General features: G+C 40.8%; 26 protein-coding genes and 4 tRNA genes. 17 read left to right on the forward strand and 13 right to left on the reverse strand.

Annotated features, from left to right (window positions below):
- Nucleotides 1-20: 20 nt before the first annotated feature.
- From yciH to HBH39_RS12265, 5 genes are all read right to left on the reverse strand, one after another.
- Complete coding sequence (yciH, locus tag HBH39_RS12245) at nt 21-350, reverse strand: stress response translation initiation inhibitor YciH (protein WP_167678669.1); 330 nt, start codon at nt 348-350, stop codon at nt 21-23.
- A 161-nt stretch (nt 351-511) separates the two neighbouring features.
- Complete coding sequence (gene hemH, locus HBH39_RS12250; RefSeq protein WP_167678671.1) at nt 512-1,525, reverse strand: ferrochelatase; 1,014 nt, start codon at nt 1,523-1,525, stop codon at nt 512-514.
- 46 nt (nt 1,526-1,571) lie between these two features.
- The gene (locus tag HBH39_RS12255; protein WP_244325800.1) at nt 1,572-2,093 is read right to left on the reverse strand and encodes a glutathione peroxidase; all 522 of its coding nucleotides are present in this window, start codon (nt 2,091-2,093) and stop codon (nt 1,572-1,574) included.
- A 217-nt stretch (nt 2,094-2,310) separates the two neighbouring features.
- Nucleotides 2,311-3,423, reverse strand: a complete 1,113-nt coding sequence (locus HBH39_RS12260) for a PilT/PilU family type 4a pilus ATPase (RefSeq protein WP_167678675.1) — start codon at nt 3,421-3,423, stop codon at nt 2,311-2,313.
- 12 nt (nt 3,424-3,435) lie between these two features.
- Nucleotides 3,436-4,473, reverse strand: coding sequence for a type IV pilus twitching motility protein PilT (locus HBH39_RS12265; protein WP_167678677.1), 1,038 nt, complete (start codon nt 4,471-4,473; stop codon nt 3,436-3,438).
- Nucleotides 4,474-4,500: 27 nt separating this feature from the next.
- Here HBH39_RS12265 and HBH39_RS12270 point away from each other — a divergent pair, with 27 nt between their 5' ends.
- The 8 genes from HBH39_RS12270 (at nt 4,501) to HBH39_RS12305 (ending at nt 11,649) form a co-directional block, all read left to right on the forward strand.
- Nucleotides 4,501-5,193, forward strand: coding sequence for a YggS family pyridoxal phosphate-dependent enzyme (locus HBH39_RS12270; RefSeq protein ID WP_167680069.1), 693 nt, complete (start codon nt 4,501-4,503; stop codon nt 5,191-5,193).
- 97 nt (nt 5,194-5,290) lie between these two features.
- Nucleotides 5,291-6,109: a pyrroline-5-carboxylate reductase gene (gene proC / locus HBH39_RS12275; RefSeq protein WP_167678679.1), complete on the forward strand. Its 819-nt coding sequence runs from the start codon at nt 5,291-5,293 to the stop codon at nt 6,107-6,109.
- A gap of 104 nt (nt 6,110-6,213) precedes the next feature.
- Nucleotides 6,214-6,762 carry a YggT family protein gene (locus HBH39_RS12280; RefSeq protein WP_167678680.1) on the forward strand — a complete coding sequence of 183 codons (549 nt, stop codon included), beginning with the start codon at nt 6,214-6,216 and terminating at the stop codon, nt 6,760-6,762.
- Entirely contained in the window at nt 6,762-7,115 is a 354-nt protein-coding gene (locus HBH39_RS12285; protein WP_432280114.1) for a DUF167 family protein, read from the forward strand. The genes HBH39_RS12280 and HBH39_RS12285 overlap by 1 nt, the downstream gene beginning before the upstream one ends.
- A gap of 74 nt (nt 7,116-7,189) precedes the next feature.
- Nucleotides 7,190-7,588: a DUF4426 domain-containing protein gene (locus HBH39_RS12290; RefSeq protein WP_432280155.1), complete on the forward strand. Its 399-nt coding sequence runs from the start codon at nt 7,190-7,192 to the stop codon at nt 7,586-7,588.
- 201 nt (nt 7,589-7,789) lie between these two features.
- Nucleotides 7,790-8,416 carry an RdgB/HAM1 family non-canonical purine NTP pyrophosphatase gene (rdgB, locus tag HBH39_RS12295; protein ID WP_167678684.1) on the forward strand — a complete coding sequence of 209 codons (627 nt, stop codon included), beginning with the start codon at nt 7,790-7,792 and terminating at the stop codon, nt 8,414-8,416.
- An 11-nt stretch (nt 8,417-8,427) separates the two neighbouring features.
- Nucleotides 8,428-9,564: a radical SAM family heme chaperone HemW gene (gene hemW, locus HBH39_RS12300; RefSeq protein ID WP_167678686.1), complete on the forward strand. Its 1,137-nt coding sequence runs from the start codon at nt 8,428-8,430 to the stop codon at nt 9,562-9,564.
- Between the two features lie 222 nt (nt 9,565-9,786).
- Nucleotides 9,787-11,649, forward strand: a complete 1,863-nt coding sequence (locus HBH39_RS12305) for a DUF885 domain-containing protein (protein ID WP_167678688.1) — start codon at nt 9,787-9,789, stop codon at nt 11,647-11,649.
- 455 nt (nt 11,650-12,104) lie between these two features.
- On the opposite strand, the gene HBH39_RS12310 is transcribed toward HBH39_RS12305, so the two are convergent.
- The 5 genes from HBH39_RS12310 to trmB all read right to left on the reverse strand — a co-directional run bounded on the left by HBH39_RS12310 (nt 12,105) and on the right by trmB (nt 16,514).
- The gene (locus HBH39_RS12310) at nt 12,105-13,046 is read right to left on the reverse strand and encodes a LysR family transcriptional regulator (protein WP_167678690.1); all 942 of its coding nucleotides are present in this window, start codon (nt 13,044-13,046) and stop codon (nt 12,105-12,107) included.
- Between the two features lie 395 nt (nt 13,047-13,441).
- On the reverse strand, nt 13,442-14,275 hold the full coding sequence (locus HBH39_RS12315; protein WP_167678692.1) for a YggN family protein: 834 nt from the start codon (nt 14,273-14,275) through the stop codon (nt 13,442-13,444).
- A 224-nt stretch (nt 14,276-14,499) separates the two neighbouring features.
- Nucleotides 14,500-15,414 carry a glutaminase B gene (glsB, locus tag HBH39_RS12320; RefSeq protein WP_167678694.1) on the reverse strand — a complete coding sequence of 305 codons (915 nt, stop codon included), beginning with the start codon at nt 15,412-15,414 and terminating at the stop codon, nt 14,500-14,502.
- A 6-nt stretch (nt 15,415-15,420) separates the two neighbouring features.
- Nucleotides 15,421-15,747: a 50S ribosome-binding protein YggL gene (locus HBH39_RS12325; protein WP_167678696.1), complete on the reverse strand. Its 327-nt coding sequence runs from the start codon at nt 15,745-15,747 to the stop codon at nt 15,421-15,423.
- A 50-nt stretch (nt 15,748-15,797) separates the two neighbouring features.
- On the reverse strand, nt 15,798-16,514 hold the full coding sequence (trmB, locus tag HBH39_RS12330; RefSeq protein ID WP_167678699.1) for a tRNA (guanosine(46)-N7)-methyltransferase TrmB: 717 nt from the start codon (nt 16,512-16,514) through the stop codon (nt 15,798-15,800).
- Between the two features lie 156 nt (nt 16,515-16,670).
- Between trmB and mutY the strand changes: the two genes are divergently transcribed.
- From mutY to HBH39_RS12350, 4 genes are all read left to right on the forward strand, one after another.
- On the forward strand, nt 16,671-17,765 hold the full coding sequence (gene mutY, locus HBH39_RS12335) for an A/G-specific adenine glycosylase (RefSeq protein ID WP_167678701.1): 1,095 nt from the start codon (nt 16,671-16,673) through the stop codon (nt 17,763-17,765).
- 25 nt (nt 17,766-17,790) lie between these two features.
- Complete coding sequence (locus HBH39_RS12340; RefSeq protein WP_167678703.1) at nt 17,791-18,066, forward strand: oxidative damage protection protein; 276 nt, start codon at nt 17,791-17,793, stop codon at nt 18,064-18,066.
- A 304-nt stretch (nt 18,067-18,370) separates the two neighbouring features.
- Nucleotides 18,371-18,670, forward strand: a complete 300-nt coding sequence (locus HBH39_RS12345; RefSeq protein ID WP_167678705.1) for a hypothetical protein — start codon at nt 18,371-18,373, stop codon at nt 18,668-18,670.
- A 254-nt stretch (nt 18,671-18,924) separates the two neighbouring features.
- The gene (locus HBH39_RS12350) at nt 18,925-19,743 is read left to right on the forward strand and encodes a CBM9 family sugar-binding protein (protein ID WP_244325649.1); all 819 of its coding nucleotides are present in this window, start codon (nt 18,925-18,927) and stop codon (nt 19,741-19,743) included.
- 100 nt (nt 19,744-19,843) lie between these two features.
- On the opposite strand, the gene HBH39_RS12355 is transcribed toward HBH39_RS12350, so the two are convergent.
- A complete protein-coding gene (locus HBH39_RS12355) occupies nt 19,844-20,431 on the reverse strand; it encodes a YceI family protein (protein ID WP_167678707.1) in 588 nt (195 codons plus the stop codon).
- A gap of 27 nt (nt 20,432-20,458) precedes the next feature.
- A complete protein-coding gene (locus HBH39_RS12360) occupies nt 20,459-21,007 on the reverse strand; it encodes a cytochrome b (RefSeq protein WP_167678709.1) in 549 nt (182 codons plus the stop codon).
- Nucleotides 21,008-21,393: 386 nt separating this feature from the next.
- On the opposite strand from HBH39_RS12360, the gene HBH39_RS12365 reads away from it, so the two are divergent.
- The 5 genes from HBH39_RS12365 (at nt 21,394) to HBH39_RS12385 (ending at nt 22,827) form a co-directional block, all read left to right on the forward strand.
- A tRNA-Phe gene (locus tag HBH39_RS12365) sits at nt 21,394-21,469 on the forward strand.
- A 6-nt stretch (nt 21,470-21,475) separates the two neighbouring features.
- Nucleotides 21,476-21,551, forward strand: a tRNA-Thr gene (locus HBH39_RS12370).
- Nucleotides 21,552-21,614: 63 nt separating this feature from the next.
- A tRNA-Phe gene (locus tag HBH39_RS12375) sits at nt 21,615-21,690 on the forward strand.
- Nucleotides 21,691-21,696: 6 nt separating this feature from the next.
- Nucleotides 21,697-21,772 (forward strand) — tRNA-Thr (locus tag HBH39_RS12380).
- A 536-nt stretch (nt 21,773-22,308) separates the two neighbouring features.
- A complete protein-coding gene (locus HBH39_RS12385) occupies nt 22,309-22,827 on the forward strand; it encodes a thioesterase family protein (protein WP_167678710.1) in 519 nt (172 codons plus the stop codon).
- Nucleotides 22,828-22,914: 87 nt separating this feature from the next.
- Here the strand turns inward: HBH39_RS12385 and nagP are convergent, their stop codons facing one another.
- Complete coding sequence (gene nagP, locus HBH39_RS12390) at nt 22,915-24,225, reverse strand: N-acetylglucosamine MFS transporter NagP (protein ID WP_432280156.1); 1,311 nt, start codon at nt 24,223-24,225, stop codon at nt 22,915-22,917.
- Nucleotides 24,226-24,381 lie beyond the last annotated feature (156 nt).

Here is a 24,381-nt window from a genome sequence, read left to right on the forward strand (position 1 = left end):
TATTAACGGTTAAAAACTCATTATCCACCCGCTAATTTTACGGTGTAATTCATTTTCTCTAATAACGTTTTAAGCTGCTCACGATTATCGGTTTGCACTTCGATAGTAAAATCTTTTACTGTGCCACCGCAACCGCATTGTTTTTTTAATTTTTGTGCTAACGCTTTTAACTCGGCTTGGTCTAAGCCTAAGCCTTTAATCACACTCACGCCTTTACCTTTGCGGCCTTTGCTGTCTTTATGAATACGCACAATACCGTCACCTTCAGGCGGAGCTTCCACTGGTTTTTCTGGCTCAATGCGGCCTTTGTCAGTGCTAAAAACCAAGGCGATATTTGGATCAATTCTCATTAGATTACTTCATCTTATTCATCACTGAATTTAAGTTTAACAAATACGAAAACGGCAGGCGAGTCACTAAAGCTGATTTTAAAACATCTTGGCAGGTAAGATTGCTTTAACTCATCATCTTGAATAATGCTAAATCAAGATGATGAGCAAACATTAATTAGTTATAAATAAGGTTTTACGATATTCGCCATCATTTTAATATGATCATCATTATCGTTAAGCGCGGCAATGTAGCGGAAGGTTTCACCGCCGGCCCCTTCAAACACATGGCGGTTTTCGCCTTGAATTTCTTCAAGTGTTTCTAAGCAATCAGCACTAAATGCAGGGCAAATCACGGCAATATCTTTAATGCCTTGCGCGGGTAAGCTTTCAATGGTGGCATCAGTATAAGGTTGTAACCACTTTGCTTTACCAAAACGAGATTGGAAAGTAATCACATAATCGTCTTTTTCCAAACCTAGCTTTTCAACCACTAAGCGGCTTGTTTTCATACAAAAACAATAATAGGGATCGCCTAAATGTAAATTACGCTCAGGCATGCCATGATAAGACATGACTAATTTTTGCGGTTTACCATTTTTAGCAAAATCGGCTTCGATTGAATTAGCTAATGCAGTGATGAGATCGGGATGATCATGATAGGTATTAATAAAGTGCAGTGCAGGTAGGTAACGCCATTTGCATAACTCTTTTGCGATGGCGTCAAATGCCGATGCTGTTGTGGGCGCGGCATACTGCGGATATAAAGGTAACACCACTAATTTATCGATGCCTTGCTTGTGCATTGCTTGCAGGGTATCAGGAACAGAGGGATTGCCATAACGCATCGCTAAATGAACAGTAGCATCATGACCATGTTGCTGTAACACAGCAGATAACTTAGTTTGTTGTTGTTCGCTAATGGCCAGTAAAGGTGAGCCTTTGTCTGTCCATATTTGCTTGTATAATGCAGCAGATTTGGCCGGACGCACCCGTAAAATAATCCCATGTAAAATAAGCATCCACACTAATTTGGGAATTTCGACGACCCGAGGATCTGCCAAAAACTCGGCTAAGTAACGCCTAACTGCGGATGGTGTTGGCTCATCTGGTGTGCCTAAGTTAACCAACAGTACCCCGGTTTTGCCACGGGCACTGTGGCCTGTTTGCTTATCTAACCCTGAAAATCGTGCCAATGTGTGCTCCCAAGTTATTATTTTTAGATTAATTTTCAAAAATATTTTATAAGTTTAGCTCTTTTTCTATCGCTTCTTTAAGCTGTTCGCTATCAGGTTTTACCCGAGAATTGAACTGAGTCACAGTTTCACCATCAGCTGATACTAAATACTTATAAAAATTCCATTTTGGTGCTGCGCTTTTTTCATTCAGGTAGGCAAAGACCGAATTAACATCACTGCCTCTTACCGCCGATGTCGCCACCATGGTAAAGGTCACCCCATAATTAATAAAGCAAACATCAGCAGTTTTCGCTTCATCTTTTTCTTCTTGGAAAAAATCATCCGATGGGAAACCGATCACCACTAAGCCTTTATCTTTGTATTGTTGATGCACAGACTCTAAAGCTTCAAACTGAGGAGTAAAACCACAATTTGATGCCGTATTGACAATTAATACTGTTTTACCTTCGGTTAATTCACAAAGATTAATGTTCTCTTGTGAATGTAATTTACGCGCTTCAACATTTAAATAATCAGGGCAAGAAGCGGCATTGGCATTGGCGCTGTAAATAGCACCACCTACCATAACTAGACCAATAAGTGACAAATAAGTCATAAAGTTACGGCTAGGTCTGCTTTGGGTTTGAGTTGTGGTTAATTCGGCTAAGGTAGACATGATAGCTCCCTATAAGGTTAATGACTAACTCTATCATACGTCAGCCAGTCAACGCTTGATCAATCGATAAAGAAAAACCGTAACAACTGACTGTTACGGTTTATTTTAATAATAGGAATAGCGTCATTTAGCCTAAATCTAAAGTGACACCTTCCATCGAGCCTGCAGTTGAGGTATCACTGCTTTTTAGCTTGATCATTAAGCGTAGATCATTTGGTGAATCAGCATGATGCAGTGCATCGGCATAACTAATTTCACCTTCTTGATAGAGTGCCAAGAGTGCTTGGTCAAATGTCTGCATACCTTGCTCATTGGATTTGGCCATGGTTTCTTTGAGTAAATGCAGTTCATTTTTAGCAATCAAACTGGCAACACGAGGGGTATTAATTAATACCTCAATTGCAGCGCGTCGTCCGGTTCCATCTGATTTAGGTACTAATTGCTGCGCCACAATACCGCGTAAGTTTAACGATAAGTCGAACAATAATTGATTATGTTTGCTTTCTGGCACCAAATGCATAATACGGTCTAATGCTTGGTTAGCGTTGTTGGCGTGCAATGTTGCTAAGCAAAGGTGGCCAGTTTCAGCAAAAGATAAGGCAAACTCCATGGTTTCTTGGGTACGGATCTCACCAATTAAGATGACATCAGGCGCTTGGCGTAGCGAGCTTTTCAGTGCTGCATCAAATGATTCAGTATCGATACCGACTTCACGTTGGGTAATAATACTTTTACGGTGATTATGAACAAATTCAACCGGGTCTTCGATGGTCAAAATATGGCCGCGAGCATGGGCGTTGCGATAACCCACCAGCGCTGCCAATGAGGTTGACTTACCTGTACCGGTACCACCGACCATGATCATCAACCCGCGCTTACTCATCACCAAGTCTTTAAGAATTGGCGGAAGTTTTAGCTCTTCAACTTCTGGAATACGGGTTTCGATACGACGCATGACACAGCCAGCCGATTCACGTTGCCAAAATGCACTCACACGGAATCGACCCAACTCTTTGGCCGCAAATGCAAAGTTACACTCACTGGTTTCATGAAATTCTTTTTTTTGAATGTCGGTCATAAGTGACTCAACAAACTCTAATGATTGTTCAGGTGTAAAACGATTTTCAGATAATGGCCGCAGCTCACCATCAATTTTGGCACTAGGCGGGAAACCTGCGGTGATAAATAAATCAGACGCCTTTTTATCCACCATTATTTTTAAAAACGGACGCACATCCATTACAACAGTTCCTTAGAAGTTAGCTTGCTTATTAGAGCTTTTTGACATTGCATCTTCACGAGAAATTAATCCACGGTTAACCAAATTTTGTAAACATTGATCAAGCGTCTGCATGCCGTGTGCCATACCAGTTTGAATAGCTGAATACATTTGCGCGACTTTATCTTCACGAATAAGGTTACGAATTGCTGGGGTTCCCATCATGATTTCATGTGCAGCAACACGGCCGCCACCAATTTTTTTAATCAGGGTTTGTGAAATAACGGCCTGTAATGATTCAGATAACATGGTACGCACCATACTCTTTTCACCTTCAGGGAATACGTCAACCACACGGTCAATGGTTTTTGCAGCTGAGGTGGTATGCAAGGTACCAAATACTAAGTGACCTGTTTCTGCGGCTGTCATGGCTAAGCGAATGGTTTCTAAGTCACGCATCTCACCCACCAGAATAACGTCGGGGTCTTCACGTAGTGCGCTTCGAAGCGCGGCATTAAAGCTGTGGGTATGTTTATGTACTTCACGCTGGTTAATCAAACATTGCTTATTTTGGTGAACGAATTCGATAGGGTCTTCAATGGTTAAAATATGTTCGTGTCGGTTTTCGTTGACGTAATCGACCATTGCCGCCAGCGTTGTTGACTTACCCGAACCTGTCGGCCCGGTAACTAACACTAACCCACGCGGAAAACTGGCGATTTTTTTGAAGATTTCAGGCGCACCAAGCTGCTCAAGCGATAAAATTTCAGATGGAATCGTACGGAATACTGCACCGGCACCACGTGACTGGTTGAATGCGTTCACACGAAAACGTGCTAAATTGGGCACTTCAAATGAGAAGTCGATTTCAAGATGTTCTTCAAAATCTTTACGCTGTTTATCATTCATAATATCGTACACTAAGCTATGTACGCCTTGATGATCTAACGCGGGTAAATTAATTTTTCTGACTTCACCGTCAACACGGATCATGGGTGATACACCTGCAGAAAGATGTAGATCTGAAGCTTTATGCTTTACACTAAAGGCCAGTAATTCAGTGATTTCCATTATAGAGACATCCATTTTATCAACATGATGACAACAATAGCAGACAGATTATCAATCGCCCAGAGTAGAATTAACCAAGCGGCGCAAAAATGTTCACGCATGCCAAGCGAGATAAAGCTGCTTGCGGTGAGTAAAACTAAACCTGTATCAGACATTATAGAAGCTTATCAGGCTGGGCAGCGATTATTTGGTGAAAACTACGTTCAGGAAGGCGAAGCTAAGATTATTCAACTGCAAAATGATTATGCTGATATTGAGTGGCATTTTATTGGACCACTGCAATCAAATAAAACCAAAGTGGTTGCTGAGCATTTTGATTGGCTACATACCCTGAGCCGCGACAAAATTGCCAAGCGTTTAAATGATCAACGACCAGCGAATAAAGCCCCACTGCAAGTGTGTATTCAAGTTAATATTAGTCACGAAGACAGTAAATCGGGAATACATGCAACAGAGGTTATGGCGCTTGCCGAGCAAATTCAATTAATGCCTAACCTGAGCTTACGTGGTGTGATGGCGATTCCAACCGCGACCGATGATATTAGTGTGCAACAAGCTGAATTTAGCGCACTTGCTCGCATCTACCATGATTTACAACAACGCTTTGATGGTATTGATACCTTATCTATGGGAATGAGCGGCGACCTAGACCAAGCGATTGCCAATGGCTCAACCATGGTGCGCATTGGCAGTGCGATTTTTGGTGAGCGTGGCACTTAAGAGCTGTGGATTCTGGCCTAATCGTTTGAAATCGCCAAAATCACCCTTATATAGCTATATATTGATGTAAAAAATTAAACCTAATGGAAATAAAAATATGACTCAAGCAAAAATTTGCTTTATCGGCGCTGGCAATATGACTCGCAGTATCGTGAGCGGCATCGTTAAAAGTGGCTACCCTAGCCATTTAGTGCATGCTACCAATCCAAGTCAGGCCAAACTCGATGCCTTAAAAGCGGATTTTGGGATTGAGGTGTCTAACGAAAATACCCAAGCGGCAGCGGAGGCCGATGTGATTGTGCTTAGCGTAAAGCCACAATTAATGCAGCAAGTTTGTGAGCAAATGCAGCACTTGGATTTGAGCAATAAGTTAATCATCACTATCGCCGCAGGTATTACAGCATCGCGCTACAGTGATTATTTTAACCAGCCTATCAAGCTTATTCGTACCATGCCCAATACCCCAACACAATTAGGTGTTGGCATGACAGGTTTATATGCTGATGCGTCAATCTCGGCAGAGCATAAAGCGATTTGCCAAACGCTGATGCAAACCGGTGGCAAAGTCCTTTGGGTAGATAAAGAAGAAGATCTCAATCAAGTGATTGCTTTAGCGGGCAGTTCTCCGGCTTATTTCTTCTTATTTATTGAAGCTATGATTGAATCAGGTATCAAAATGGGTATGGATGCAGCCAACGCCCGAGCCTTAGCAGAACAGGCAGCGCTGGGTGCTGCACAAATGGTGATTGAAAATCAGGATTTATCACTTGCTACGCTGCGTAATAACGTAACATCAAAAGGTGGCACCACAGCACAAGCGATTGCCACATTTGAGCAAGGCGATTTACGCGGTTTAGTGGACCAAGCGATGAATAATTGTGTCGACCGCGCTGAAGAAATGGCTAAATTGTTTTAACAAACTTGATTAAGCTTAAGTCTAATTCAACATTAGAATGCTAGGATCAGCTTTTATTTGAATACCCGTTTCATTTACTTTTTTTGAAATACTAAGGCAACATCATGAATGCGATGAGTTTTTTAGTTAACACACTATTTGATTTGTATCTAATGGTGGTTATTTTACGATTTTGGTTACAGTTAGTTCGTGCTGATTTTTACAACCCGTTCAGCCAATTTGTGGTTAAAGCGACTCAACCAATTGTGGCCCCAATGCGCCGCATTTTACCCTCTATCGGCAGTATCGACACCGCATCCGTGGTTCTGGCTTTTACTGTGGTACTCGTCAAAATGTTAGTGCTTACTCTCATTGCTGGCGCAGCAATTGATATTGTCACCTTATTGCTATTCTCTGTGGTGGCCGTGTTTAAAAATGCCGGTGTGTTATTATTCTGGATGCTTTTAATTCGCGCCATTTTAAGCTGGTTTAACCAAGGTTATAACCCTGTGGTGATGATCATGGGCCAATTAACTGAGCCTTTATTAGCACCACTTCGCCGAATAATCCCTCCTATTGGCGGATTAGATTTGTCAGTTTTAGTGCTATTTATAGCAATGAACTTCATCAATATTTTGTTTTCACAATACATACCATTCTGGGCCATGATTTAGTGCCAGCGGTCATCATTAATACTGGGCAAGCTGCTAATAGCTTGCCCGATGTGATTTTAAATGTGTATGTACAACCTAAAGCAAGCCGTGATCAAGTAATTGGTATACATGGTGATGAGCTTAAAGTAGCCATCACTGCACCGCCCGTTGATGGCAAAGCCAATGCTCATTTGATTAAATTTATTGCTAAGCTTTTTAAAGTAGCAAAATCGGATGTGAGTTTACTTAAAGGTGATTTTGGCCGACATAAGCAGTTGCAGGTATCTGCAGCAAAACTTATCCCCGCGGAGATCCACCACATTGCTCAAATATACAATCAATACAACAACTCACAAGCCCGGCAATCCGACTAGACCAGAGAATAAATAAGGAATTTAAAATGTTTCGCAAGTTAGTAAAATTACTTTGTGTCACTCCCGCCATACTGATGTTAGTACTGACTTCGGCCCACGCTGAGCAAAAACAAAGCATTGGTAATTATGACATTCATTATATGGCCCTTGGCAGTACGTTTATTACCCCATCGATAGCCAAAACTTATGGCATAGAACGCAGCAGCTATAACGGTATTGTTAATATTACTGTGTTAGATACCAGCCAAGAAGGTAACCCTGCCGTTGCCGTTGATATATCTGGGATTGCAAATAACCTACTTGATGCCAAAATGAATCTAAACTTTAAAGAAATTCGTGAAGGCAATGCCATTTATTACATAGCTCAGGTACCTTATCGTGATGATCAACTGATCAACTTTGCCATTGGCATCAAACACGGCAAAAAACTCAATACCACCATCAAATTTAAGCAAAAGTTTTACGTTGATTAAATAGATACCTTGGTTACTAAGGTGTTAGCCACATAACGAGGCTACCCCCCTTGTTAAACAACATTGTTAAACGACATTGTTTCTTGTGCTGAGCAACTCAGCACAGCATTCTCAAACCTGACCCGACTAGCACTAGGCTTAACAGATAAGGTACAATCGCACTCATTTCTGTTCATACACTATTGATATACAGGCCTGCCAATGCAATCTATCGCCTCACAACAAATCGTCTTAGCCAGTGGTAATAAAGGCAAGCTCAACGAGTTTGATCAAATGCTCGCTCAATTTAACATTCAAGTATTAGCGCAAAGCCAGTTTGAGGTGCCTGAAGTCGCAGAAACCGGTACAACCTTTGTTGAAAATGCCATTATAAAAGCACGCCATGCAGCAGAAATTACAGGGCTGCCAGCCATAGCAGATGACTCAGGCATAGAATTAGATGCGTTAAATGGTCAACCCGGCATTTATTCAGCACGTTATTCTGGCGCCAACGCAACTGAAGTCAGTAATTATGAAAAACTGCTTGATGCGATGAAAGATCAACCTAGTCGCAGTGCTCGCTTTCAATGTGTATTGGTATTTATGCGTCATGCCAAAGACCCAACACCCATTATTTGCCAAGCAGCATGGGAAGGCAGCCTAAGCGATGCCCCACAAGGCACTGAAGGTCATGGGTACGACCCCATCTTTATTCCTGAAGGTTTTGACAAAACAGCGGCGCAACTCACCAGTGATGAAAAAAATGCCAATAGCCATCGCGGTAAAGCATTAGCACTATTGGTTGATGCCTTGAAAGCCAAAGGTATTATTACCTCCACTGCTATTTAAGGTTAACTTTGATGCTGACGTTACCACCGCTGAGTTTATATATTCACATCCCTTGGTGTGTACAAAAATGCCCGTATTGTGATTTTAACTCCCATGGTCAACATGGTGAATTACCACAGCTACAATATGTAGATGCCTTACTTGCCGATCTCAGCCATGATTTAGCCTATGTTCAAGGTAGGCATATTCATACTATTTTTATCGGCGGTGGCACTCCTTCGCTCTTTGATGCCCAGCAAATAAAACGTTTACTCAACGGTGTTGAACAATTAATTCCGTTTGAGCAAGATATTGAAATCACCATGGAGGCCAATCCAGGCACCTTAGAACATGATGATTTTGCGGCTTATCGCGCAGCTGGTATCACCCGCCTGTCTATTGGTGTGCAAAGTTTCTCGAAAGAAAAGCTGAACTTATTAGGCCGGATACACGATCAAGATGAAGCCATAACCGCTGCTAAAAAAGCCAAAGATGCTGATTATTTAAGTTTTAATTTGGATTTAATGCATGGCTTACCGAATCAAAGTTTTGCTGAGGCGATGCATGATATCGATACTGCAGCAGCGTTAATGCCACCACATTTATCTTGGTATCAACTCACCATTGAGCCCAATACCCTGTTTCATTCAAAACCGCCACAGCTTCCAGATGATGAAAAGCTGTGGCATATCTATGAACAAGGTCAAAAAAAGTTAGCCGCTTTAGGTTATCAACAATATGAAATATCAGCTTATGCCAAACCTGGCTATCAATGCCGCCATAACCTGAACTACTGGCAATTTGGTGACTATCTGGGAATTGGCTGTGGGGCACATGGTAAAATTACCCTACCGGCACAAGACCGCATCGTTCGCACAGTAAAAATAAAACACCCTAAAGGTTATTTAGCCGCAACGGATTACACTTTTGAAACGACAGATGTGCCATCAGAAGACAGACCATTGGAATATTTGATGAACCGTTTACGCTTAATGACGCCCATACCTAAAGCTGAATTTGAAGCACGAACAGGCCAAAGTGCCACCCTTGTTGCTCAAGGCATTGCCCAGTCTATCGAGCGCGGATTGATAACAGAAACCCCAAGCCATTGGCAGTTAACGAATAAGGGCCATATGTTCGTCAACGATCTGCTATCACAATTTATTTAACTATTTAACATCAAGGCAGTTAATCCATTAACTGCCTTAATCCTGTCAACAAAATCTATTTAATTGATTTGGTTTAGTAAAAAACCTTCACCATCGCTCAAGCTTTAAGGTCAATACCCACCTAAAACTAGGTTGCGAAACAATTGCTAACATTTCTATTCACACTTTTCAGTTCAGCTTTATTAGGATAGCGTTTTTGCAAATCTGATTGGAATGTGTGTAATGTTAATAAAAACAAAAACAACTCTTCTAGCGTTAACGCTGTCTAGCCTCATATCGGGCGCAACCTATGCCCATGCAAACTCGATGTCTGATAACAGCCAAACCTCTAGCCAAAGCTCTAGCACAACTGTGGGCACACAGGCACAAACTGAATCAGAGAAAGCCAATGCACTGTTTGACGCGATTTTCATGGAAAACGTGATGGCGAGCCCAGTGAACCAAACCTATTTAGGGATAAAAAAAGACTACGACAAATGGAGCGATATTTCAGATAAAGGTTTAGATGATAACCTTGCCATGACTAAAGCCCACCTAGCTAAACTATTAACCTTAGATGTCACTCAATTAGATGAGCAAAGCCTATTAAGTTATCAGTTGCTTAAAGCACGTTTAGAACAAAGCATCGCAGATGATAAATGGCGTTACCATACTTACCCTATTAACCAAATGTACGGCATACATTCAATGGTGGCCTCATTTCTAATAAACCAGCATCAAATTACTGACATTAGCGATGCCAAAGCTTATATCAGCCGTTTAGAAGGTATTAAGCCGTTACTTGCTCAATTAGAGGCTGAATTAGCCCTTCGTGCAGAAAAAAAGATTATTGCCCCCAAATTTGTATTTCCTTACGTCATATCGGATAGTCAAAATATCATCACTGGCGCGCCTTTTGATAATAGCGAAGACAGTGCTTTATGGGCAGACTTTCAGCGCAAAGTAACGCAATTAGCGATTACTGAAGATGAGAAAAACCAGCTATTAGCTGAGGCAAAATCAGCCCTACTTAACAGTGTTAAGCCGGGCTATGAAAGCTTGATCAGATACACCAAAAGCCTAGAAGAATTAGCTGATAACCGAGATGGCGCTTGGAAACTCCCAGATGGCGATGCGTTTTATAATAATGCGTTAGCCAGAACCACCACAACAGCCATGACGTCAGAGCAAATTCACCAACTTGGCTTATCTGAAGTGGCTCGCATTCATAACGAAATGAGCCAAATTATGCAAAAAGTGAATTTTGAAGGTAGTTTACAAGAGTTCTTTGCCTTCATGCGTGACGATAAACAGTTTTACTATCCCGATACTGACGAAGGTCGACAAGCCTATTTAACTGAAGCGAAAGCATTAATTGACAATATGGAGTCTCGTTTAGATGAAGTATTTAAAATCAAACCTAAAGCCAATTTAGTGGTACGTCAGGTTGAAGCCTTTAGAGAAAAATCAGCAGGAAAAGCATTTTATGATCAACCGGCGCCAGATGGATCTCGTCCTGGTACCTATTACGCTAACCTTTATCAAATGGATGCCATGCCAAAATATCAAATGGAAGCTTTGGCGTATCATGAAGGGATCCCAGGTCATCACATGCAAATTGCCATAGCACAAGAATTACAAGGTATCCCCAAATTCCGTAAATTTGGTGGCTATACTGCGTATGTTGAAGGTTGGGGTTTATATACTGAATATTTCCCGAAAGAGATGGGATTATATGCAGATCCGTACTCAGATTTTGGTCGTCTGGCAATGGAGTTGTGGCGTGCTTGCCGTTTAGTGGTTGATACCGGTATTCATACTAAAAAGTGGACTCGTGAACAAGGCATTGCCTATTACGTAGAAAACACACCTAATGCTGAATCTGACGCAATAAAAATGGTCGAGCGTCATGTGGTTATGCCGTCACAAGCAACGGCTTACAAAGTGGGAATGATCAAGATACTTGAGCTACGTGAATACGCGAAAACGCAATTAGGCGATAAGTTCGACATTCGCGATTTTCACACCTTACTGCTTAAAAATGGACCATTGCCACTAGACGTTCTTGAAACCAAAGTACAGCAATGGATTACCAGCGTGAAATAACAAAACGGCAGCCTGATGGCTGCTGTTACTTATCCTTTCAGCACAAAAAAATAACCCCAGACAAAGTCTGGGGTAAACCAAATAAACTAGGATGATGGTTTGAAAGCTGACATTGTTTTAGTTTGAAAACTTCTGCCAGCCGAGATTCAAAACTTGCGAAGTTGCTGATTTGCACACATCAATAAGAAGGGGTCATTTCTTGTTAACATGCTAGGTTCAAATCATTTCGAATCCACTGTCATCCATTGTATTGATAACAGAACAGACTTCAATACACTGCTGTAAAAAAAATGCTAAGCCATTGTTATTTAGCTTCAGCTTAACTTAACATCAACACAACTAAACCACTGATAAAAAACAACTAATAAAAAAGCCGCAGGGTTAAATGCGGCTTTATTTTAAATACAGAACAATGTTTCCAATATTCTATCTGATTACTTAATAATCAATCGTAATTACTTGCGTAATTTGTATAAATGTTCGAACTTAGCATCCCAGTATGGTGATGTACCAATATGACCCTTGATGAACTCAATAAAGGCACTGACTTTAGGTGCTAAATGCTTACGACGCGGATAGACTGCTTGTAATGGCAAGTTATTCGTTAACTGCCAATCAGGCAACAATGGCACTAAAGTCCCCTGCTCAATCTCATCCTCTAGCAAATAACTTGCAAGGTAGGCGATACCTAAACCACTTACCGCGGCTGATTTTAATGCAGGCGCATTATCTACACGGAAGTTACCTGAAACACCAATTTCGCAGTAATCCTCGCCTTTCTTAAACTGCCACATACTGTGTTCATGCCATTCACCCTGATAAACTAAACAGTTATGCTCTACTAGCTGTTCAGGACGGGAAATATTGCCACGTTGAGCAATATATGATGGAGCCGCCACCAGTAAAAATTGGCATTTCATTAAAGGACGAGCAACCATACCTAAAGGTAATTGCTCAGACATAGTAAGCAATAAGTCTAAACCTTCGCTGACCACATCCACTTTATGATCAAGCAAACTCACCTGAAGTTCTAACTCAGGGTGTTTAGCCATAAAGTCTGGCAAAGCAGGAATAAGATGCATAGTACCAAATGACTGTGATATACCCACTTTGAGCACACCACGAGTTGCGTCATTAAGGTTGTGCACGCTGGCTACGGCTTGCTCTGCATCCCTTAACAACTCTTCACCTTGCAAATAAAGCAGGTTGCCCGCTTCTGTCAAACTGAGGCTTCGAGTTGTTCTCTGAATAAGCTGTACACCTAGTTTGTGTTCTAGATCAGCAACCTGAGTACTCACTTTTGACTTGGAAATACCAAGACGTCTTGCTGCAGCGCTGAAACTACCCGCGCGAGCTACATGGGTAAAAATGGCTATTGGTTCTAACAGTTCTAACATGAAAGTCGCCTTAAGCTGTTTACGACATTGAAAACGATTTTCGGCAAAGTCATTGCTACTTTACACTGTACAATTTTGTCAACTTTATACCGTGCGGTTAATTAATAAAACAACACATCAGCTTGAATTATCAATTTATGTAGCAAAATTACGCTAATTATCCGAAAAGTATCTAAATTTAGAATTAAATGTAATTTTCTTATAATTTTTATGAGTATAACAAAAAAATGTCATATAGCTCTATATTTATAATTGACAATTTTTTTATCAGAACAAACTTGGCATCAAATACTGACGTTTGCAACAATGGTCGCAAGGAATGAGAGATAGGCAACAAAAAGCCCCTGCAACATAGGTATTGCAGGGGAAGGTCAGGTGACACACAATAAAACGTTTTATTCAGTAAGGGGCTTATCTTTAATATTTGCTAACGCGTAAGGTGCAATTTGTGGAATTTGTTGTCTTACTTTGTTCTCTAAAACCATCAACTGCTCAAAATCACCACATATTTCGATAGCCCGAGATTCAATTTCTTGTGATTGAGACTCCATTTGCAGCTCAATGTCTTTACCCACATTTTCCATCTTACTAGCAAATGCATTCATTTTATCTTCAAATGATCCGCCTTCTGACGACATGATATGGCTACCCATGGTCATCATAATTGAGCCTAAAGAGTTGCTGATCATCTGTTCCATCTCTTGCTCAAACTCTTCATTGAAGGTTTCCTCAAGAGATGACTCTGTAGAACCTAGATAAAATAAATCGCCCTGCTGATAAGCCATAGAGTCAACTCGCTGTTGAATAGCCGCCATTAACTTATCTATTTGAGAGCCTGCAGAATCCCCAAATAAAGGCGTTAATGCCATCGATACCGCTTGAGTTGCCATCCCGACAACATCGCCCACTAAGTCGATCACTTCAGGGACTTGACGTGAAACTTCATCAGTATATTGGGTTAATAGCGCTTGTTGTTCAGCAGTTAACGCAACTTGCTTGCCTTCAACAAATAACTTGCCCATTTCAATGCGATATTTCTCATCACCATTTTCGCTCACCTTCAATGATTTTGGCTCAACCGTCACATCGTAGTTGAGGGTGACATTACAACTTTGATCATTAAATGACATTTTAGCCGTTGCTGGAGTTAATGCTCCGGCAGCAAACACTATCCCTGATAATGCAATACCGCTAAGTAATTTCTGTGTTGTAGTCGTTTTATAAGTCATCAGATAAATCCTTTTTAAACACGGTTTGTATGACTGAGTATTACTAACTCATTGATAGACACTACAGAGCACAGTGCATGCCAACTTTAATAAATCATTTAAAATCATAATGATAATAGCATTTTTATTTTATTGAAATTAATTGATAGAAAAGCAAAATAGTAAAATAAACCACTAATTGGTTTATTTTACTAACAGAAGAAGTAAGAAAGGCGCAACAGAGGTTAAAAAATTGACCGTCCGAGTTGCTGACAAAGGTGCTCAAGCATGGCGGTTCCCGCAAGCGAGTTGCCATTTGAGTCTAATTCAGGCGACCATACACAAATAGACATATCGCCAGGAATAACGGCAATAATCCCTCCGCCAACGCCACTTTTGCCCGGCATGCCCACTCGATATGCAAACTCCCCTGCACCGTCATATAAACCTGAGGTAGCCAGCAAAGCATTTAATTGACGAGTTTGTACCGCAGAAACTAACTGCTCACCAGCTAAGGTTTTGCCACGATTCGCTAAATACAGCATGGCCTTGGACAAATCAGCACAGTTCATCTTTAATGCACAATAATGAAAGTAAGTTTTAAGCACCTTCTCAACGTCACCATTAAAGTTGCCAAATGATTTCATTAAATAAGCAATTGCAGCATTACGCGCGCTAAAGGCAAATTCAGAATCAGCCACTTGTTTGTCGTAACTAATATGAGGGTTAAGGCTGAGTTTTCGAACCACTTCTAGCATTCGCTGTTTGGGGGCACCGCTTCGGGCATAAAGTAAGTCGGCAATAATTAATGCGCCGGCATTAATAAAGGGGTTTCGTGGTTTACCGCGCTCAAGCTCAACTTGAACAAGTGAATTAAAAGAGTGACCTGAGGGTTCTTTTCCGACTCGACTCCAAATCTCATCTTCTCGATAAAGATTTAACGCCAATGTTAGGCTAAAAACTTTAGAAATACTTTGGATAGAGAATGGCTCAAGATAATCACCTGCACCAATGGTTGTACCATCTACCGTTGTCACCGCAATAGCAAGCTTAGAGCTATCAATATTAGCTAGGGCAGGAATATAGTCTGCAACTTTGCCCTGACCTAAAAGCGGCCGAACTATGTCGACCGCTTCTTGTAACAATGCTGTTGTTAGCAATTGTTATTAACCCCACCAAATATCGTATAACTCTGTGGTTTTAACATCTTTAACAGGCTTACCTTGCCAAAATGCTTTAACTGCAGCGATATCTTCGTCGGTACACTTACCAATTTTTTGTGTAGCAATAATGCCTTGCCACTCTTTATGCCCGCCGCCATGGAAACCGATTAGACGAGGTTCAATAACTTCATCAATAAATTGATCAACAATTGCATCAATATCCGCTTCAGATACTGAATCTTCAAATGTCCATTGAACATCAAAGCCTAACTCTTGAAACTCATCTACACGTAATTTTTTACGTAAACGACGGCTGCGTTCTTTTGCCATGATATGTCTCCTAGTGACTTAATGACTTATTTTAAAACAGTTGTATTTTATTATTCTGTGCGCTCGAACATAATGTCCCAAACACCATGCCCTAAACGATGTCCACGGGCTTCAAACTTAGTTAATGGACGATATTCGGGTCTTTCAACTACCGTACCAGTAGTAGATAGATTTTTATAGCCCTGCGCTGCACTCATCACTTCTAGCATGTGCTCACTATAATTTTCCCAGTCGGTCGCCATGTGGAATACACCACCAACTTTAAGCTTACGTCGAATTAACTGAGCAAATTCTGGCTGAACAATACGGCGCTTATGGTGACGTTTTTTGTGCCAAGGATCAGGAAAAAATAGCTGAACGCGCGCCAATGAACCATCAGCAATACTGTGCTCTAACACTTCCATCGCATCATGATGATAAACACGTAAATTAGTGATACCCGCCGCACCAGCATCAGATAAACATGTGCCAATACCCGGCTTATGAACTTCAATACCAATATAGTTTACATCAGGGGCTGCTTGCGCCATTTGCACCAAGGATGCCCCCATACCAAAACCAATTTCTAGCACGGTATCCGCATCACGGCCAAATACCTTTGTTAAATCAATATTTTCAGGGCTATAGTCAAGGCCCATTGTTGGCCAATAAGATTCAATAGCTTGTTGTTGGCCTTTGGTTAATCGGCCCTCACGTAATACAAAGCTTCTGATCTTACGAAGGTATTTACCTTCTTCATTAAATTCAGCGGTAGTAACGTCGCTCATTTCTGCCTCTTTAATTACAATCAGTTTTCAAGTTTTCACTCGCCGCTGTAATCGTTAATCTTAAAAATTTATTTTCAGCCCTCTAGTATACCTAATCTGTGACAAGTTGTTTATTAAAACCTTGTCTGATTAATTAGCTATCGCTACACTGCGCCGATGAAAACAATATCCTCTTTCGCTGAGCGCATTATCGCTTGGTACGATAACCATGGTCGTAAGTCATTACCGTGGCAAATAGATAAAACACCTTATCGAGTTTGGATAAGTGAAATAATGCTGCAACAAACTCAAGTTGCTACCGTTATCCCTTATTACTACAAGTTCATTGAACGCTTTCCAACCGTGGTAGATTTAGCCAACGCACCACAAGATGAAGTACTGCATTTGTGGACTGGGCTTGGTTATTACGCCAGAGCAAGAAACCTTCACAAAGCGGCAATTCAAATTCGTGAGGAATATAACGGCGATTTTCCAACTGATTTTGATCAAGTACTGGCACTGCCTGGTATTGGCCGCTCGACGGCTGGTGCGGTTTTATCCTTATCTCTTGGTCAACATCATGCGATTTTGGATGGTAACGTGAAACGGGTTTTAGCCCGCCATGGTGCTATTGATGGTTGGCCCGGCCAAAAAGCCGTTGAGCAGCAACTGTGGCAATTAACCAATGAGTTAACACCTAAACAAGATGTACAAAAATACAACCAAGCCATGATGGACATGGGCGCAACCATTTGTACCAGGAGCAAACCTAATTGTGCCTCTTGCCCTGTAGCAATTGACTGCCAAGGCCAACTGTCGGGGAGACAAACAGATTACCCCGGAAAAAAGCCCAAAAAAACCATTCCCGAGAAACAAGCGTGGATGTTGGTCATACTCGATAGCGATAACCAAGTTCAGCTAATACAACGTCCACCAGCAGGCATTTGGGGTGGGTTGTGGTGTTTTCCACAATTTGATAACCAAGCCTTGTTGCAACAATATTTACATCAAACAGGACTTAAACAATCAGACATAGAGCTAGCAGGATTTAGGCATACATTTAGTCATTTTCATCTTGATATTCAACCCGTGCTTATTGAACTAAACGCACAAAATGCCAGCAGTAACGTACTTGATTCAAGCTGTGTCATGGAACAAACGCCGCGACTCTGGTATAACATCAAACATCCAGCCAAAGTAGGATTGGCTGCAGCAACCGAAAAGATTTTAGCCAATCTTGCTGCCAGCATTAATCAATCCGATTTAAGCTGATCTCATAATACGTTAAGGAGTAAACATGGCTCGCACAGTTAATTGTGTACATTTAAACAAGTCTGCTGATGGCTTAGATTTACAGCTTTATCCTGGTGATCTTGGTAAGCGTATTTTTGACAATATCAGTAAAGAAGCTTGGGGCTTATGGCAAAAAAAGCAAACCATGTTAATCAATGAGAAAAAGCTCAATATGATGAATGTGGATGACCGTAAGTTTTTAGAAGAGCAAATGGTTAACTTTTTATTTGAAGGTAAAGACGTTGAAATTGAAGGCTATGTGCCGCCAAGCGAAGAGTAACCTGCTGTAGTTTTCCCCTTGCTAGAAGCATTTTTTAAAAGCCTATTTACTGAAGCGCGCCGCTTGGTTTGAAAATGGTGGCGTTTAGTTTTGAAAGTTAGCGTTCGTTTGATTTTGAAAATATTAGTTCACTAGGTTTTGAAATACGATTGTTTAAACGGGTTTTAATTCCCGTTTAAACTTCTTTTTCGCTATACGGTAAATCACCTGCTCGCCCTTGTACTTGCTCGTCAACAATATTGTAGTCGAACACAGTTATAGGCAAACCAAACCCGCTGTTCGCATTAATATCAATAGCCACGATATGTTTGCAACTGGCCACCACGCCCAAGTGATTCGAGTCCTTGACATTCTCCCCGACCTAAAAGAACAGTATTTCTCGCGTAATAAAGGACATTCTATTAAACATGGTCAATTACATGTGTTTATTCCTAATTATTATCGCGGTACTTATTTTCAATTCCCTGATACTGCCGGTAAATCTAGCCAACTATTTAATACGGCCACAGTGGCATGGTTTTCCCGCTGTGTGATTTTAGAACTGTGCGACTTAAAAGGTTGTAGCAAAGGTTCAGTTATCTCCCCTAAATTGCCAAAGCATTAGCAATCTCTGCAAGTCACGAGACGATTTAGAAGGGCGACTTTTGCAATAAGTATGACCAAGCATCATGAAATTGCTAAGCTTGAAGTATGGTAGGATGGCCAATTACTATCTGGTAATTGCATTGAGAACATTCAAGCCGGACAACACTATCAGCTAAGCGTTAAGTTTGCGATGTAACAGGCTCTCTATAGTAAAGACGCATTGGATATGTAGTCGCCTGCGTTATATTTTTGCAATATTAAAGGTAATTAAGGATGACAATAACTTCTATTAAAAGCACTAAGGCGTCAGTAACACGCATCACCACAATGGCGCTTTTATTCACTTTATTAACAGGGTCATGTTTAGCCAAAACCAGCCTAGAACCAGACTTAGCTTCACCAGCTCCATTGCCAGTGACTTATACATCAAGCTCTATTGTCATCGATGGTAAAGTTGACCCAATATGGCAACAGGCTCAATGGCAACCACTTGATAAACTGATATTGGGGGTAGCGCCAACAGCAGAAGATTTTAGCGGGCGCTATAAACTGCTCTGGCGGGAAGACAAACTCTATCTGCTAGCTGAAATAATTGACGATGTGATATTAGATCAAACAGCTGACCCCACAGTTCGCTATTGGGATGATGATTGTTTAGAGGTATTTATTGACCAAGATGCGTCTGGTGGCGAACATCAGTTTAATCATAATGCGTTTGCTTATCATGTTGCGATAGACAATCAAGTGGCTGATTACGGTAGTAATCAAACTGCCATGACCTTTAATCAACACCTGCAAAGTCGCTGGATGCGAGATGAATCAAACCCTAAAGTGATCTACTGGGAATTAGCAATTAACATCTACCCAGCAACTTATAACGACAACCTAGCCAGCGACCACCCAAAACAAGTGAAGCCTATAGTATTAGCCGCAAACGACATCATGGGGTTTATGTTGGCTTATTGCGATAACGACTTCTCAAAACAACGTGAAAGCTTTGTTGGCTCACACAATATTCGCCCTATTAATGGCGATAAAAATCTAGGCTATAAAACTGCCGATGTATTTGGCAAAATCAAATTAGTAAAGTAATCAATTCAGTTACTTATTTATTATAAATAAGTAAACAAAAAGCCGTGACAGTACTGACTGACACGGCTTTTTATTCGTCATTGAAGCTTAAGAATTAAGCTTACTTTTTAATGCCTTCTACGACTAAATCAAGATCAACATAAGCTGATGCTGGGCCTAAATCCATTTGTACACCAAAATCTTTCATTTTAAAGCGAGTACTACCGGTAAAGCCCGCACGGTAAGAACCCCAAGGATCATTGCCTTCACCAATCACAACTGCATCTATCGCTAACGGCTTAGTTACGCCATTAAAAGTAAAATCACCGTTTAACACAAACTTGCCATCACCCTTATCTTCTACAGAAGTTGATGTGAAGCTTGCTTGAGGGTATTTACCTGTGTTTAAAAAGTCTGGGCTACGTAAATGCTTATCACGCTCAGCATGGTTTGAATCAACACTATTAGTGTTAATGGTCACATTCACTTTAGCGTCAGCTAACTTGTTCGCATCAAAGCTAAAATCACCTGAAAAATCATTAAAGCGCCCTACCACAAAGCTATAACCTAGATGGTTAACTTTAAAGTTGATTGAAGCATGAGCCCCTTGAGTATCAATAACATAATCAGCGGCATTAACTGATGTGGTAACAAACGCTGGTGCTAACATTGCAGTGCTAAATGCTGCGGCGATTAAGTGTTTCTTCATTGGTATTTCCTTCCTATTTACGTTTAATTATTTTTTAACCCACAAGATGCGAGTTAATGTGTTGTCTTTATCTATAATGTGATGCTTGATTGCGCCGAAAGCGTGAATAACCACTAGTGCAATTAAGCTATAAGCTGCATATTGATGGAACAAACCTGCTAAATCCGCTTGATTGTTAAATAACTCACCAAAACCAGGCACAGCAAACCAATCAAATACTTCAATAGAGCGGCCATCGGCTGTGGATATCAAAATACCTGACACCATAATTGCCACTAATAATGTGTAGATGAGTCGGTGAGCCCAATGTGCCGATTGCTTCTCCCACGATTTATGACTTTTTATTGCGTCGGGTTTTACCGACATCAAGCGCCACAAAATACGAAAGCCGGTTAAAATCAGTAATAAAATACCGATACTTTTATGAATATGCGGTGCAGTTCTGTACCAACTGCTGTAATAGGTCAAATCAACCATCCAAAACCCCAGTGCAAATAAACCTAACACGGCAAATGCAGATAGCCAGTGAATTAAAATAGTGACCAGTCCATAACGGCTTTGAGAATTACGCAGCATATACATCCTTTAATATTTAACAGCCAAGTTGATTTCATTAACAACATTCTAATTACTATTTATTTAACTTAATACGTGTAAATATCGCCAAAACCTTTCGATAAATTAGAAGCATTTGCAACTATCTTAAGCTTAAGCAAAGTGATAAGGAATAAAACCATTCGTGATAGCTGACCCAATGCTCATAATCAACACAGGTAAAGCAAGCTGCTCATTAGCTGAAAAATCGCCAGATTGAACGCAATGTGAGCGAATAAATAAAAAGTTTAAAAAAGCACTTGCACGATAAAAATCATCCCTATATTATGTGCGCACTCCAAACGAGACAGGCCTTACATAGTAAGACAGTTTCAAATGAAGTAGATGATTAAACGCTTAGTTTAATTGCCCGAATAGCTCAGTCGGTAGAGCAGAGGATTGAAAATCCTCGTGTCCCTGGTTCGATTCCGGGTTCGGGCACCATATTTAGCCGGCATAGCTCAGTTGGTAGAGCAACTGACTTGTAATCAGTAGGTCCCGAGTTCGACTCTTGGTGCCGGCACCATATTCAGAGAAACCACTCTATGAGTGGTTTTTTTGTGAGTTTTAAGCTAACGATAAGTTAGTCGCCCGAATAGCTCAGTCGGTAGAGCAGAGGATTGAAAATCCTCGTGTCCCTGGTTCGATTCCGGGTTCGGGCACCATTTTTAGCCGGCATAGCTCAGTTGGTAGAGCAACTGACTTGTAATCAGTAGGTCCCGAGTTCGACTCTTGGTGCCGGCACCATAAAAACAAAAAAGCCACTCGCTGAGTGGCTTTTTTGTATCTGTAATTTGTGGCTATCATAGTTACCGCCCCCATCAATAACTCCAAGATCCTCAATCAGCATAATCTTGGTATCAAGTGACGCTGCCATTAAAACTAGTCACCCGCACAAAATGCGTATATTGTTAAAGTTCACAAACACTTATCATGATTAATACCATTAATCACAAGAATAATGTGAGCTGAGATAGTGTAGGTAAATGCAGGTGTAGCAAGGCAGACTTTTAATAGGTAGTTATTCTACAATCATAATAATCTAACATTGTTATCAGGTATTCTCGTAAGCCAGAATGTTCGTTTTTTTCAGATTAACATCACTATCACAGCAAATGTGGTTAATCGTTTAACGTATGTAAGGGAAACAACAATCTTCAGGCATTAAATGAGGCACACTGGCTGCGATAAGAGATGATGATAGCCGTACAAGTCTCTTAACACATTTCAACCTTAACCAATCAAGCACCTAATCAGCTATAACGCATATATAAGGGAAGATAATGGTTTTAAGATTTCGTTTTTTGTATTTGATATTGGCACATTATTTCAAACGATTCATCGGCGTTATGGATGAAAACACCCTGCACTTTCGGGTGTTTCTTAATGATGTTGATGTGAAAAGAATGAGCAGCGATAGATACCTGCCCATCATGGATCTTGGGCGCATAAATATTATTCTTCAAGCTGGTTTGTTAAATATTTTTTTAAAAAATAAATGGGTACCTGTCGCTAGAGTTGCCACAATCCGGTATCGGTATCCACTTAAAATTTTTCAGAAGTATCAATTAAAATCAAAGATAATTTATTGGGATGATGAGTGGGTTTGGACTGAACATAAATTTGAAAGAAACGGCAGAATAACAGCCGTAGGAATAACAAAAATAACATTTTTGGGGCCTAAGGGCGTAGTCCCTATTACTGAAGTGATAGATGCATATGCTCAACCCGTTGCCAAAATCGCAATACCCAATGTGATTAAAAAACTAATGGATGCAGAGCTCAGCATGAAACAAGACTGATCACATGACATCAAGGTAACACTTCACCTAAACGCAAAAAGAGCGCCTAAGCGCTCTTTCGTTTTATTAATATCTGTTTAAAAATAGCTAGCGTAACTTCCAGCTAGTCATTTTGTAACCTTTTACGGCATAAAACAAAATGAACAAGTAACAAGGGAACATCACCATATAGCCGCCTTGCATACCTAGCGAGGTTGCCGAGCTGGTTAAGCCCCAAAATAGTGGCCCGAAGGCACCACCAGCAATACCCATAATTAATAACGCTGAGCCAGTGCTTGTAAGCTTACCCATACCCGACAAAGCAAGAGGCCACACTGCAGGCCATACAATCGCGTTGGCTAACCCTAAAAAGGCAATCATTAACAGAGTATCAGGTAATTGAGCACCACCAAATGGCACTAATATCGCGTTGGCAATCACATAAGACTGGCTATCACCAAACACAATACCCGCAGTTAAGATTAAACCAAGAATGGCACTGACCATTAACGCATTAGGCTGTGAGATAAAACGTGGAATACAAATGATACCTAAGGTGTAACCCAATACCATACAAAGCATAGTGTATGAGGTCATCACGCCGTAGTTTTCCACACCTAAAGTAAGTGCAAAGGTACCAATGGTATCACCTGCAATTACCTCTACTGCCACATAAACAAACAGGGCGACAACACCTAAAGCAAGATTAGGGTGCGATAAGGCTTGTTTCACTTGACCTTTTTCAGACTCATCGGCATCGGCTTCTTTTTCTAACTCAGGCAAAGGCGACTTTTTAACCGCAATGGCTAAAATACCAATAAAGATAGCCATACCTAAATAAGGATAAATTAAGCTATTTGCCATTTCATCAATTTGAATTTGTGTCAATTCAGTGCCAACGCGATCTTTAAAGCTATCTAGAATTAACGCCGTAAACACCATAGGCGCAATCACACCAGCCCCTTTATTCAATATACCCATCACACTTACACGTGCCGCAGCTGATTCTTCAGGGCCTAAACGCACCACATATGGGTTAACTGCCGTTTGTAATAAAGTTTGTCCGGTACCCATCACTAATTGCGCTAATAAAAACAGCACAAAAATTTGGGTTTGCGCAGCAGGAATAAATAATAATCCCGCTATCATCATGACGCCCATACCTAACGCCATACCGTTTTTGTAACCTACTTTTCGAATAACCCAAGCTGAGGGTAATGCAGTAAAGGTCACGGCAATATAAAACGAGAATAAAATCAGCGAAGCTTGAAAAGGGGTAAGTTGTAAAATTTGCTTGAGGTATGGCATTAACGAGCCATTTAACCATGTCGCAAAACCAAGAATAAAAAACAAAATTGCCACAATGGCCATTGGCACAAAGCTGCTCTTAGATTGTGTCTGTGAGGGTGTAGTCGTCATTTCCATAAACCTGCTCTTTTTATTTAATTGTCATTATTGTCTTAGCGGTTTTCATCTACTTGATGTGAATTGAGTCACAACAGAAGAAGTACCTTCGATAGTAGAACAATTTTATCATTAAGACAACGCTGTCATTTATAGTTAAAAGTTACAACT

Source organism: Shewanella aestuarii (genome assembly GCF_011765625.1).
Taxonomy (GTDB): domain Bacteria; phylum Pseudomonadota; class Gammaproteobacteria; order Enterobacterales; family Shewanellaceae; genus Shewanella; species Shewanella aestuarii_A.